Below are 11866 nucleotides of genomic sequence, written 5' to 3' on the forward strand. Positions count from 1 at the left end.
CTGGGACGTGACTGAAGATGACGGGTGAAGGGCGCGGAAGCCGTTCAGACGACTTAGCCTAGTGAGGTCAACCGTCATCCACCCCGATGACACGCAGCTGTCAACCCTCCGCTACGCGCAGAGCGAAACTCAGCCGAATGTAACATCGAGGGAACATACTCATGCTTGTATGGGTTCTACAGATTGTCTGAGGTAACGACCCGTGAGGAGCCAGAAGATGCAATCAATTGCAACAGAGACCAACGTGGTGGGCGATCTGCATGCGAGCCGCCAGTTGACCGGCGCAGACCGCTGCGATAGCTGCGGTGCGCAGGCGTACATCCGTGTCGAGATGAACAGCGGTGACCTGCTGTTCTGCGCACACCACGGCCGTGAGGTGCACGCCAAGCTGTTCCCGATCGCGAAGAGCTGGCACGACGAGTCCGACCGACTGCTCGAGCAGCGCTAGGTCGAACTCCCCGAAAGCCTGAAGCGGCCCCGCTCGTCCACCGGACGGCGGGGCCGCTTTCTCGTGCCCGGGCTGGCGTGCCCGGGCCGGGTCAGTCGAGGGTGGCGGCGGAGCCGACCGAGCCGACGGCGGCCGCCAGGGGAGTGCCGGAGGCGTCGCGCTTCGCGCCGGGATCGGGAAGCGTGCGCACAGCACCGTCCGAGCCCACGGCGAGGGCGGGAGCGGGGCCCACCCAGGCGAGCTGCAGCGCATCCTCGCCGCGGAGGAACCGGTGCGCACGCACACCACCCGTGGCGCGCCCCTTCGGGGGGAACTCAGCGAACTCCGAGACCTTCGCTGAGCCTGCATCGGTGCCGGGCAGTGTTCCCGAGCTCGACGCCACCGTCACGACCACCACGCGGGCTGCGGATGTCTCGGCGAGCTCGCCCGCGATGGGCTCCGCCGCGCCAGCTGCTGCACCGTCCGAAGCACCCGGCGCGACCGCGGCCGCCGCCTCCACCGCGCTGAACGCGATGACGGTTGCGCCCGAACCGAGGCTGATCCCCGCCATGCCGCCGGCGAGACGGCCCTGGGGGCGCACGGCGGAGGCCGGGAAGTGCAGCAGCTGGGCATCCGACGCCACGAAGACGAGGTTCGACGACTCGCCGGGCTGTGCCGCACCGACCACCTCGTCGCCTGCCTTCAGCGTGACCAGCTCGAAGTCGGGCCGGTTCGGCCAGTCGCCCGGGGTCACGCGCTTGACGGTGCCGAGCTTCGTGCCGAGCGCGATCGGCACCTCCGAGGTGAGCGAGACCAGCGCGATCACGCGTTCCCGCTTGGCGTCGAGCGTCAGGTAGTCGGCGATGCGCACACCGGCTCCGAGCTGCACCGAGTTCGCCGGCGCAACGGGCAGGTCGAGCACGCTCATCCGGAGCACGCGGCCGAGGTTCGTGACGGCACCGATCTCGGTGCGGGTCGAGGTGTCGACGACCGAGCGAACAGCATCGTGCTTGCTGCGGCGCGGGAGCGCGCCCGAGGCGCGGGCCGGTGCCGGTGAGGCGGGGGAGGGAAGCTCGCCGCCGCCGGAGACGACCTCGGCCGGTGTCGGCAGGTCGACCCTCATGGTGCGCCCGGTGGTCGAGAGGAACACGCGGCACGGCACGTCGGCCAGCTCGAGGGAGACCTGGGCCTTCCGGGCGGCGGCCGTCGACGCCGGAGCGGGGCGGGCTTCTGTCAGGAGGGTTCGGCGGGGTGTTCCGAGGGCGTCGGCGACCTCATCCAACTCCTCGGAGACGGTCTGCCGGATGAGAGCCTTGCTGCCCAGCAGAGCCTCGAGGTGCTCGATCTCCTTCAACAGCTGGTCGCGTTCGGTCTCCAGCTCGATGCGCGAGAACCGCGTCAGCCGTCGGAGGCGCAATTCGAGGATGTAGTCGGCCTGCAGCGTGTCGAGGTCGAAGACATCGATCAGCCGGGTGCGGGCCTGTTCGGTGTCGTCGGAGTTGCGGATGACCTGGATGACCTCGTCGATGTCGAGGATCGCGATCAGCAGCCCGAGCAGCAGATGCAGCCGCTCCCGCCGCTTCGTCAGCCGGTACTGCGTGCGCCTCGTCGTCACCTGGATGCGGTGGTCGACGTAGACCTGCAGCAGTTGCTTCAACCCGAGCGTCTGCGGGCTGCCGTTCACCAGAGCGACGTTGTTGATGTTGAAGGAGTCCTCGAGCGGAGTCTGGCGGTAGAGCTGCTCGAGCACCGCCTCTGGGCTGAACCCGGTCTTGATGCCGATCACGAGCCGCAGTCCGTTGACCCGGTCGGTGAGGTCGGTCACATCGGAGATGCCCTGCAGCTTCTTCGAGTTCACGCCGTCTTTGATCTTCGAGATGACCTTCTCTGCGCCGACGAGGTAGGGCAGCTCAGTGACGACCAGGCCGACCTTGCGTGCGGTCAGCGTCTCGACGCTCACCTTTGCGCGGGTCTTGAAGGCGCCGCGACCGGTGGCGTAGGCGTCACGGATGCCCGCGAGACCCACGATCGTGCCGCCGCCCGGGAGGTCGGGGCCCGGGATGAACTGCATCAGGTCATCCACCGTCGCCTCGGGATGCGTGATCAGGTACCGGGCACCGGCCACCACCTCGATGAGATTGTGCGGGGCCATGTTCGTTGCCATGCCGACGGCGATGCCACTCGCACCGTTCACCAGCAGGTTCGGATAGGCCGCGGGCAGCACATCCGGTTGCACTTCGGTGTTGTCGTAGTTGGGGATGAAGTCGACGACGTCTTCATCGAGGCCGTCGGTCATGTAGAGGGCGGCGGGGGCGGGCCGCGCCTCGGTGTACCGCGACGCGGCGGGGCCGTCGTCGAGCGAGCCGAAGTTGCCGTGGCCGTCGACGAGCGGGAGACGGAGGGTCCAGCTCTGGGCGAGGCGCACCAGGGCGTCGTAGATGGAGGCGTCACCGTGCGGGTGGAGCTTGCCCATCACGTCGCCGACGACCCGCGCCGACTTCACGTGGCCGCGGTCGGGGCGGAGGCCCATCACGCTCATCTGGTAGATGATGCGGCGTTGAACCGGCTTCAGGCCGTCACGGGCATCCGGGAGCGCGCGCGAGTAGATGACCGAGTAGGCATATTCGAGAAAGGAGCCCTGCATCTCGCTCGACACATCGATGTCTTCGATGTTCTCGACAATGTCGGGGGCGGGCTCGGGTGGTCTCGGCGTCATACCTGCTGTTTCAATAGACTGAACGGAATGCCCACCATGCTACCGGCCCTCGATTCCCGTGCCCCGCACCTCGTCGACGTGTTTCCGAGTTGCCTGGCGGCCCTCGACGGCCAGCCCAATACGCTCGACCTGCCGGCCGTCTCCCGCGTGGTCGTCGTGCTGGTCGACGGACTCGGCGTCTCGTCGCTCCGGGCGCGGAGCGGGCACGCGCGGCACCTGATGGCGGCGCTCACGAAGAAAGCGAAGCTGCAGAGCGGCTTCCCCACCACCACGGCCGCAGCCCTGGCTTCGCTCACAACCGGCACCTCGCCCGGAACACACGGCATCGTCGGTTACACCGCACTCGTCCCCTCGCACGATGTCGTGGTGAAGCAGTTGAGCGGCTGGGGGCCGCAGATGGTTCCCCGTGAGTGGCAGGCGCAGCCGACACTGTTCGAACGTGCGTCGGCGGCGGGCATCGGATGCTCAGCCATCGGTGCTCCGCGCTACGCGACGAGCGGCTTCACCGAAGCGGTTCTGCGAGGGGCCCGTTACCTCGCCGGCAAGAGCATCGCCGACCGTTTCGCCGCCGCCCGCAGCGCTCTCGATGCCGGTGGACGCCAGCTCGTCTACGTCTACATCCCCGAGCTCGACATGGCTTCGCACGCCCACGGCTGGCAGAGCGACCAGTTCATCGCCGCGCTCGAGGCGGTGGACGCCTCTGTCGCCTCGTTCTCCGCGTCGCTCCGAGCCGGGGAAGGGATGCTGCTCACCGCCGACCACGGCATGGTCGACGTCCCCACCACCTCCCACGTGCTCTTCGACACCGTGCCCGCGTTGGTCGAAGGTGTGCGGCATGTGGCCGGCGACCCCCGCTGCCTGCAGCTGCACCTCGAACCGGGGCTGCCGGCGGGTGCTGCGGATGCCCTCGCCGAAGCCTGGCGTGAGGTGGAGGGCTCGCGCGCGTGGGTCGCGACCAGGGACGAGGCGATCGACGCCGGCTGGTTCGGGGAGGTGCTGCCGGGCATCCGGAACCGTATCGGCGACGTCCTGGTGGCAGCACGCAAGAACGTGGCCTACTACGACTCGAGGCGCACCCCTGCCGCCAAGCGCACGATGATCGGGCAGCACGGATCGTGGAGCGACGACGAGCTGTATGTGCCACTGCTGCGCTTCGGGGCGTTCGCGCAGGTTTAGCGGCGATCACTCTCCCAGCGGCGTTCGCCGTCGACTGCGGTGTCGGTGGGGTGCAGGCCGAGGTGGCGGGCGACGGCTTCCGAGCCAGCGTGGTCGGGGTGGATGTGCGCCGCGAACACGGTGACGCCGGCCGCGTCGCGGAGCCACGACAGCATTGCGCCGGCCGCTTCTGTCGCGATGCCCCGGCCCTGATGGGCGGGAGAGACGAGCCAGGCGAGCTCGGCGGCCGAAGCGGGCCCGCCCCCTCCGGTCACCGTCGCCTGAACGAAGCCGAGTGCGCCGGCGGCGTGGTCGCACACGATCCAGTTCAGCCACTGCTCCCGGCCGTCGGATGACCGGCCCTCGACCTGGCGCTCGTAGCGCGACGTCAGCTGCTGGATGCTCGGCGGCTCACCCCCGGTGAAGCGGTAGAGCGCCGGATCGGCCAGCACGTCGACCATCTGCTCCGCGTCGGCGACGCGGAGGGGCTGCAGGAACAGTCGCGGGGTGGTCAGGTGGATGGCGCGCACGACACGACTCCGCTCAGCACGCCCGGCCCAGCCCGACTCAGCCTGCGTCAGCTCAGGTCGTCGTCGCTTCGCGCGCCGAAGACGATCTCATCCCAGCTCGGCATCGAGGCACGGGTCTTCCGACGGGCCTGCGGGCCGGTCTGGCGTTGGCCGCGCGCGGCCTGGTCAGGTGACGCATCGGCGGGTTCGAGGCCGGCGAGTGGCACGTCGGCGACGCTGTCGTTCTGCGACGACGCGGGCTGCCCCGACTCATCCGGAGAAGCAGTATCGGTGCCGTGCCCCGTGCTGGGTGTGAGTGTCGGAGCGAGGTGCGCCACCGGGCGACTGCCACCCGGCAGACCCTTCGAGCCGCGGGTGAACATGCCGGCGTGCGCGTGCTGGGAGGGATGCTCCGCGCGGCCGTCGTCGAGGCTGTCGAGATCGTCATCGTCGCCCGTGAAGGTGGCCGACTCCCGTTCGCCGCGACGGCGGCGCAGCGCCTCCAGGAGGTCGGCGGTCTCGTTGTGCGCCGCGGGGGCCGGCGTGGCCCGGTTGACAGCCGCCGCTGCGGCGCGGGCCGAGGACTCCTGGTCGGTGCGGGTCGCGGGGCGGGCGAAGGGGGACGGTTCGACGATCACCGGGGGAGCGGTAGGACCGCGGCCGGGTTCGCGGCTCGAGGTGTCCGGTGCCGACCGGGCGACGGAGCCCCAGATCGACCGGGCCGCCGGGCTCTCCGTGCGCTCGGCAGTCGCTGGGGTGGCTGGGCGGGTGGTGTCGCCAGACACGTCCGGCTGGTCCTCGCCGGAGCGGCCCTGGCGGCCAGGATCGTCGTCGCTCTCGTCGACGCCGAGCGCGACATCCAGTTCCTCGAGGCCGAGCCCGGCCTTCGCGGTGCGCTGGATGCCGGGCGGCGCCGGCACCGTCTCGACACCGTTCAGGTCGACAGCGCGGAGGCGCGGGATCAGCCCGTCGGAGAGTTCGCCGTGCTGCGAGAGGGTTATCGCTCCCGAGTTCAGGGGCGTGAGCGAGTGGCGCTTCGGTTCGTACTGCCAGCGCGCGTCGTGGTCGATCTCGCTGGCGGTGAAGGTGAGCTTGACGATCCAGCCCGACTCTTCCTTCCAGCTGGCCCAGCGCAGGTCGGTCGCCCCGAGGCCTTCGAGGCGTTCGTCGATGACCTCGCCGAAGGTGGACGACTGTTCGTCGCTCAGCGGATCGCCGCGCAGCGGATCGTTCGACGATGCCACCTTCACGGCGACCTTGAGCGCGGAGGACACGATGTGCAGGCGCTCGGCCACCACGGGGCCCTCGAAGCGCTCTACGTACTCCAGGGAGGCCCCGGTGGCCCGGGCGACGTCTTCAGCGCTCATCCCGGCGCGGATCTGCGACTGGATCTCGCGCGGCGAGACCTTCACTCCCGTGGCGACGGTCGAGGTGCTCTGCCGCAGTCTCGACTGGAGTACCTCGTCGATGGCCACGCGGTAACGCTCGCCGGTCTCCGAGGAGACGAGGAGTGCCCCGTTCTCGATGCCGATGACTGTGAGATCTTGCATGGTTTCTGGCCCCGTCTTGGTCTGGAGTTCCCTGCAAGGATGCCATGACGAACCGCCGGATCCCGGGAATGTTCGGGGCGTGCCGTAAGTTGCTACGGGCATGGGTGATAGTGGCCGCAGAGGCGGTTTGCTATTCCTCACTGGATGATGCAAACTAACGCCGCCGATTTTGTTTCAGCTGGCGTATGAGAAGTGGATAAGCATGGCAACCGATTACGACGCTCCGCGCAAGACCGACGACGATTCCGACTCGATCGAGGCACTCAAGGAGCGGGTCCCAGACAAGATGTCTGGTGTCGTGGACGTTGACGACGCCGACAATCCCGGTGGCTTCGAACTGCCTGGAGCAGATCTCTCAGACCTCGACCTCGACGTGGTGGTTCTTCCGCCGCAGGCAGACGAGTTCACCTGTGTGAGCTGTTTCCTGGTGAAGCACCGGTCGCAGATAGATCACCAGACGAAGCTCGGGCCCGTCTGCATCGAATGCGAGATGTAGAAACCAACGTCTACGAACTGAGCTCGTGGTCAGCCTGTTGCAGGGCGGCCACGAGCTCTTTTGGGTTGCGGGACGAGATGAGCCAGTAGGGCACCGGGTCTTCGGGGTCGTGGATCGTCACCTTCACCACCGGCTGGATCCAGCCCCGGATGCAGAGCCACGCCCGCGCGTCGAGCCGCTGCCCCCTCGCCATCGTGGCCGCCGCCCCCGTCATCGCCTCGGGTTCGCCCACCAGCGACAGCGGGATGCGTGCCTTGCCGGCCACGAGCATCCCGTCACCCACGCTGACAACCGGTGAGAGAACCAACAGGGTGATCACGCTGCCGCCGTAGAGCACCACGGCGCAGATGATCCCTGCGAGCATGTTGATCGGTGCGAAGACGAGGATGCTCGCCGGGATCAGCAGGACCAGATAGAGGTAGATCCGGCCGCTGGGGCTGAGTCTCTCGCGATACGTCGACATACCTCTATTCGATCAGAGTTTCGTCGGAGCAAACTGCACTACCCTCGACTCGTGACTGAATCCGCCGAAGTTCTCATCCAGGCTGAGCACATTCCCAGCTACGCCCACCCGGGTGACGCCGGAGCCGACCTCACCTCGACCGAAGCGCTGACCCTCGCCCCCGGCGAGCGACGCACCGTGGGCACGGGCGTCTCCATCGCCCTGCCCGACGGATTCGCTGCGTTCGTGGTTCCGCGGAGCGGCCTCGCCAGCAAGCACGGCATCACCATCGTGAACTCCCCGGGAACGGTCGACGCCGGTTACCGGGGCGAGATCAAGGTGGCCCTGCTGAACACCGACACCTCGGTGGCGTACGATATCGCCGTCGGGGACAGGATCGCCCAACTCATCGTCATGCCGGTGACACGGGCCGTCTTCGTTCCCGTCGAACACCTCCCGGGCAGTGCCCGGGGCGTCGGGGGCTTCGGCTCGACCGGCACCACCACCCTCCCCTCAGGAAGCTGATTGAACGTGTCAGACAACGCAGAGAGCACCACCCCGGCCGGCAAGCGCGCCAAGGGGAGACGGTTTCGCGCCACCGACATCGAGGTCGCCGACGAGGGCTCCACAGACCTCGAAGCGGTTTCGAGCGAGGCCGAATCGTCGGATGTCGCGGCCACCGCGCCCGCAGACGCCAAGTCGGCCCCGGAGAACCGTGCCACCGACGGCCCCTTCGACTCCGACGAGGCCAATCCGGCACGCCCGTACGTCGACCTCGGCGGGGTGAAGATCCTGCCCCGGGAGGGTCTCCAGCTTCGACTCGAGGTCGAGGAGGGCACCCAGCGCGTCGTGGCGGTCGGGCTGGACTTCGCCGGGTCGACGCTGCAGGTGCAGGCCTTCGCCGCTCCGCGCTCCACGGGCCTCTGGAACGACATCCGTGCCCAGATCCGCGACCAGATCACCGGCCAGGGCGGCACGCTCGTCGAGCAGGTGGGTGTCTTCGGCCCCGAACTCGTCGCCGAGGTGCCCGCACCCGGCCCCGACGGTACGCCGGTGCTGCGGCTCGCCCGCTTCGTCGGCGTCGACGGGCCGCGCTGGTTCCTCCGCGGGGTCATCGCAGGCGACGCCATGCAGAACGAGGCGTCGCGTGCAGCCGTCGAGGAGCTGTTCCGCAGCGTCGTCGTGGTGCGGGGCGGATCGCCGATGCCGCCGCGCGATCTCATCCCGCTGACCATTCCCAAGTCGAGCGCGGCGATCTGAGCCGCAGGATGCCCGAGACCCACGGTTCCGCCGAGACACCCGATCCGGCGGTCCGAGCAGAAGCCACCGAACGCCCCGCCTCGTTCTCCGACGCCTTCGCGGCGGCGGCCCGGCGCTCGGGTATCGGCCAGGTGGCCCCCGGCGAGACCCCGACCGCACAGTCGCTGATCCGCGCGATCGGCGGCGTGCGCGGCCTCATCGAGTCGATCCTGCCGGGGCTCGCGTTCCTCGTCATCTACACGTTCACGAAAGACCTGGCGCCGAGCGTGCTGGCTCCTCTCGCGGTCTCTGCCGTCTTCATCGTGGTGCGTCTCGTCACCCGCAGCCCGGTGATGCCGGCGATCGCGGGGCTCATCGGTGTCGCGATCTCCGCAGCCCTCGCCCTGTTCACGGGCCGGGCGGAGGACAACTTCCTTCCCGGGCTCATCATCAACGCCGTCTCCATCGTGGTGCTGCTCGTGTCGATCATCGTGCGGTGGCCGCTGATCGGGCTCATCGTGGGCGTGCTCACCGGAGACATGACGGGGTGGCGTGCCGACCCGGCGAAGTTCCGCGTGGTGCTGATCGCCTCGTGGTGCTGGGTCGGGCTGTTCGCCCTGCGGCTCGGCGTCGAGGGGCCCCTCTACCTCGCCGGCGAGGCGGGAGCCCTCGCGTCGGTCAAGCTGCTGCTCGGGGTGCCGCTCTATGCGGCCATGCTCTGGGTGACGTGGCTGCTCGTGCGGGCAGCCTTCGGGCACCAGAAGCCGGGAGTCGGCTCGGCCGCGTCGGAACCGGCCGCCGATCCCGCCGTCGGCCCTGCCTCAGCCCCCGTCGAAGACCCCGCCACAGACCGCCCGTAACGACCAGGAGAGCGAGCGCGGCATGACCCAGGAGAAGGTGGCGACCGATCCCGGCCTGTCGCGTGCCGAGGTCGAGGCCCGCGTCGCGGCCGGACAGGTCAACGTCACCCGCACGCCGACCTCGCGGCCGGTGAAGAGCATCCTCGCCGAGAACGTCTTCACTCTCTTCAACGGCATCCTCACGGTCTGCTTCATCGTGGTGTGCCTGCTGGGGGACCTCCGGGACGGCTTCTTCTTCGGGGTCGTCGTCTTCAATGCGGCCATCGGCATCGTGCAGGAGCTCCGGGCGAAGCGTGCCCTCGACCGGCTCGCGCTCCTGGCGTCACCCGAGACGGCGGTGCGCCGGGAGGGAGTGCTGGCGGTCATCCGCCCGGAAGAGGTGGTGCTCGGCGACCTGGTGATCGCGCGGCCGGGCGACCAGATCACGGCCGACTGCGTGGTCGAGTCCACGATCGCCCTCTTCCTCGACGAGTCGATGCTCACGGGGGAGTCGGACCCGATCCCGAAGAAGGCCGGGGACACTCTGATGTCGGGCTCCCTCGTCTCGTCGGGCACGGGCGAGGCCCGGGTGGTCGCCGTCGGCGCCGACTCCTACGCCAGCAGGCTGACCGCGGAGATCAAGCGCCACAGCCTCGTGCACTCCGAACTCCGGGCCGCTACGAACCGCATCCTCGTCTACCTGTCGTGGATCCTGGTGCCGCTCATCGTCATCATCCTGCTGGGCAGGATCGGTGCCTACGGCGGTTTCGCGGCCCTCTTCGACCCGAACGACCAGAGCTACCGCCAGGCGTTGATCGATGCCGTCGCGAGCGTGGTCGGCATCATCCCGGAGGGTCTGGTGCTGCTCACCAGCCTTGCTTTCGGTGTCGCAGCCATTCAACTCACCCGGCAGCGCGTGCTGGTCCAAGAGCTCGCGGCGGTCGAGGTGCTCGCGCGCGTCGACGTGCTCTGTCTCGACAAGACGGGCACGCTCACCACCGGGGCGATCGGCTTCCACGGTCTGCAGCAGCTGCCGGGCCGGGACGACGACCTGGTCGGGGCGACGCGGGCGCTGGCCGCGCTCTCGACCGACGACGCCGGCAATGCGACGTCGCGGGCGCTGTCGAACAGGTTCGAGCTCGGCGACGCGGTCGTGGGGGAGCGGCTCGCGTTCAGTTCGCTGCGGGGATTCAGCGCCGTGAGTCTGAGCGCGGCCGGCGCGGGTGACACCTCCACCACGTGGCTGCTCGGTGCGCCCGAGCGGCTGCTCGCCGGGCATCCGGAATCCCTGGCCGAGGCGCACGCCATCGCAGCGACCGGCCGTCGCACCCTGGCGCTCGCCCGGTCGACGGATGCCCCCTCCACCCTGCTCGACGACCCCGCGCTCGTGGAGCGAGCCGAGCCGGCGTGCTTCGTCATCCTCGAGGAGACCCTCCGGCCCGAGGCGAAGGGCACGCTCGGCTACTTCGCCGAGGAGGGCGTGCGGGTGATCATCCTCTCCGGGGACAACCCACACACGGTCGGATCGATCGCCCGTCAGCTGGGGCTCGGCTACGAGGCAGTGGACGCCAGCACGCTCGAGAGTGACGAGGATCTCGCCGAGGCCCTGGCGAACGGCAGCGTCTTCGGCCGGGTGGCACCCGAACAGAAGCGCCGCATCGTGAAGACCCTGCAGGCCCAGGGCCGGTCGGTCGCGATGACGGGCGACGGCGTGAACGACGCGATGGCCATCAAGGATGCCGACCTCGGCATCGCGATGGGCAACGCCACACCGGCCACGCGCGCTGTCTCGCGGCTGGTGCTGCTCGACAGCCGGTTCGACCGTCTGCCCGAGGTGCTGCTGCTCGGCCGGCGGGTCATTGCGAACGTCGAGCGGGTGTCGAACCTCTTTCTCTCGAAGACCGTCTACGGCATCGTGCTGGCTCTGGTGACGGCGGCGACGGCGTGGGAGTTCCCCTTCCTGCCCCGGCAGCTGACGCTCGTGTCGACGCTGGCCATCGGCATCCCCTCGTTCTTCCTTGCCCTCGCACCCAACCGGAGACGGTATCGGTCCGGCGTGTTGCCCCGGGTGCTCAAGTTCTCCCTGCCGACCGGCCTGATCGCAGCGGCCACGTGCCTCATCGCCTACGCGCCGCTCCGGGTGGCGCTGCCTCAGTCCGAGGCACGCAGCCTCACGACGATCGCGCTGTTCACGGTGTCGCTCTGGATCGTCTCCGTGCTGGCGCGGCCGCTGTCGAGGCCCCGGGTCATCCTCGTGGCCTCCGTCACCGCGGCGTTCGTGCTGTCGTTCGTCATTACCTTCACGCGGGACTTCTTCATGCTCTCGTTCAGCCTCACCCCGTGGCTGGCCTACGTGGTCGTCATCGGGGCGGTGGGGGCATCCGGGATCGAGCTCTACTACCGGTTCGCGAAACGCAGGGGACTGGTCGTCGACCGGGCCTGATCGGAGTGGTAAAGTTATCTCGACGTCAAGATACTTTGGTAAGGGGACCC

At 69.0% G+C, this 11866-nt stretch carries 11 protein-coding genes; 7 read left to right on the top strand and 4 right to left on the bottom strand.

Annotated elements, in window-relative coordinates; translation table 11 throughout:
* Window positions 1-217 precede the first annotated feature (217 nt).
* Window positions 218-448, top strand: a complete 231-nt coding sequence (locus FB464_RS04970; RefSeq protein WP_116414844.1) for a DUF7455 domain-containing protein — start codon at window positions 218-220, stop codon at window positions 446-448.
* Between the two features lie 91 nt (window positions 449-539).
* Here FB464_RS04970 and FB464_RS04975 read toward each other — a convergent pair whose 3' ends face one another.
* Window positions 540-3143: a DNA gyrase/topoisomerase IV subunit A gene (locus tag FB464_RS04975; RefSeq protein ID WP_116414843.1), complete on the bottom strand. Its 2604-nt coding sequence runs from the start codon at window positions 3141-3143 to the stop codon at window positions 540-542.
* A gap of 27 nt (window positions 3144-3170) precedes the next feature.
* Between FB464_RS04975 and FB464_RS04980 the strand changes: the two genes are divergently transcribed.
* Complete coding sequence (locus FB464_RS04980) at window positions 3171-4319, top strand: alkaline phosphatase family protein (protein WP_116414842.1); 1149 nt, start codon at window positions 3171-3173, stop codon at window positions 4317-4319.
* Here the strand turns inward: FB464_RS04980 and FB464_RS04985 are convergent.
* Together FB464_RS04985 and sepH are read right to left on the bottom strand one after the other, a co-directional pair.
* Entirely contained in the window at window positions 4316-4828 is a 513-nt protein-coding gene (locus FB464_RS04985; protein ID WP_246092937.1) for a GNAT family N-acetyltransferase, read from the bottom strand. The genes FB464_RS04980 and FB464_RS04985 overlap by 4 nt on opposite strands.
* A 47-nt stretch (window positions 4829-4875) precedes the next feature.
* Complete coding sequence (gene sepH / locus FB464_RS20140; RefSeq protein WP_116414841.1) at window positions 4876-6357, bottom strand: septation protein SepH; 1482 nt, start codon at window positions 6355-6357, stop codon at window positions 4876-4878.
* A 202-nt stretch (window positions 6358-6559) separates the two neighbouring features.
* Between sepH and FB464_RS04995 the strand changes: the two genes are divergently transcribed.
* Window positions 6560-6853, top strand: coding sequence for a DUF4193 domain-containing protein (locus FB464_RS04995; protein WP_104244106.1), 294 nt, complete (start codon window positions 6560-6562; stop codon window positions 6851-6853).
* Between the two features lie 10 nt (window positions 6854-6863).
* Here the strand turns inward: FB464_RS04995 and FB464_RS05000 are convergent, their stop codons facing one another.
* Entirely contained in the window at window positions 6864-7316 is a 453-nt protein-coding gene (locus FB464_RS05000; RefSeq protein WP_116414840.1) for a DUF3093 domain-containing protein, read from the bottom strand.
* Between the two features lie 51 nt (window positions 7317-7367).
* Here FB464_RS05000 and dut point away from each other — a divergent pair, with 51 nt between their 5' ends.
* The 4 genes from dut (at window position 7368) to FB464_RS05020 (ending at window position 11816) form a co-directional block, all read left to right on the top strand.
* On the top strand, window positions 7368-7820 hold the full coding sequence (dut, locus tag FB464_RS05005) for a dUTP diphosphatase (RefSeq protein WP_116414839.1): 453 nt from the start codon (window positions 7368-7370) through the stop codon (window positions 7818-7820).
* 78 nt (window positions 7821-7898) lie between these two features.
* Entirely contained in the window at window positions 7899-8555 is a 657-nt protein-coding gene (locus FB464_RS05010) for a DUF3710 domain-containing protein (protein WP_116416581.1), read from the top strand.
* A gap of 8 nt (window positions 8556-8563) precedes the next feature.
* Entirely contained in the window at window positions 8564-9394 is an 831-nt protein-coding gene (locus tag FB464_RS05015; RefSeq protein WP_116414838.1) for a DUF3159 domain-containing protein, read from the top strand.
* 22 nt (window positions 9395-9416) lie between these two features.
* Window positions 9417-11816: an HAD-IC family P-type ATPase gene (locus tag FB464_RS05020; RefSeq protein WP_116414837.1), complete on the top strand. Its 2400-nt coding sequence runs from the start codon at window positions 9417-9419 to the stop codon at window positions 11814-11816.
* The last annotated feature ends 50 nt before the right edge of the window (window positions 11817-11866 follow it).

It is taken from the genome of Subtercola boreus, from assembly GCF_006716115.1.
GTDB classification, from domain to species: Bacteria; Actinomycetota; Actinomycetes; order Actinomycetales; family Microbacteriaceae; genus Subtercola; species Subtercola boreus.

Bases quoted from the DNA above. Each gene is read 5' to 3' on its own strand.
- FB464_RS04970 (WP_116414844.1), top strand. From the start codon at position 218: ATGCAATCAATTGCAACAGAGACCAACGTGGTGGGCGATCTGCATGCG.
- FB464_RS04975 (WP_116414843.1), bottom strand. From the start codon at position 3,143: ATGACGCCGAGACCACCCGAGCCCGCCCCCGACATTGTCGAGAACATC.
- sepH (WP_116414841.1), bottom strand. From the start codon at position 6,357: ATGCAAGATCTCACAGTCATCGGCATCGAGAACGGGGCACTCCTCGTC.
- FB464_RS05020 (WP_116414837.1), top strand. From the start codon at position 9,417: ATGACCCAGGAGAAGGTGGCGACCGATCCCGGCCTGTCGCGTGCCGAG.
- FB464_RS04980 (WP_116414842.1), top strand. From the start codon at position 3,171: ATGCCCACCATGCTACCGGCCCTCGATTCCCGTGCCCCGCACCTCGTC.
- FB464_RS05015 (WP_116414838.1), top strand. From the start codon at position 8,564: ATGCCCGAGACCCACGGTTCCGCCGAGACACCCGATCCGGCGGTCCGA.
- FB464_RS05000 (WP_116414840.1), bottom strand. From the start codon at position 7,316: ATGTCGACGTATCGCGAGAGACTCAGCCCCAGCGGCCGGATCTACCTC.
- FB464_RS04995 (WP_104244106.1), top strand. From the start codon at position 6,560: ATGGCAACCGATTACGACGCTCCGCGCAAGACCGACGACGATTCCGAC.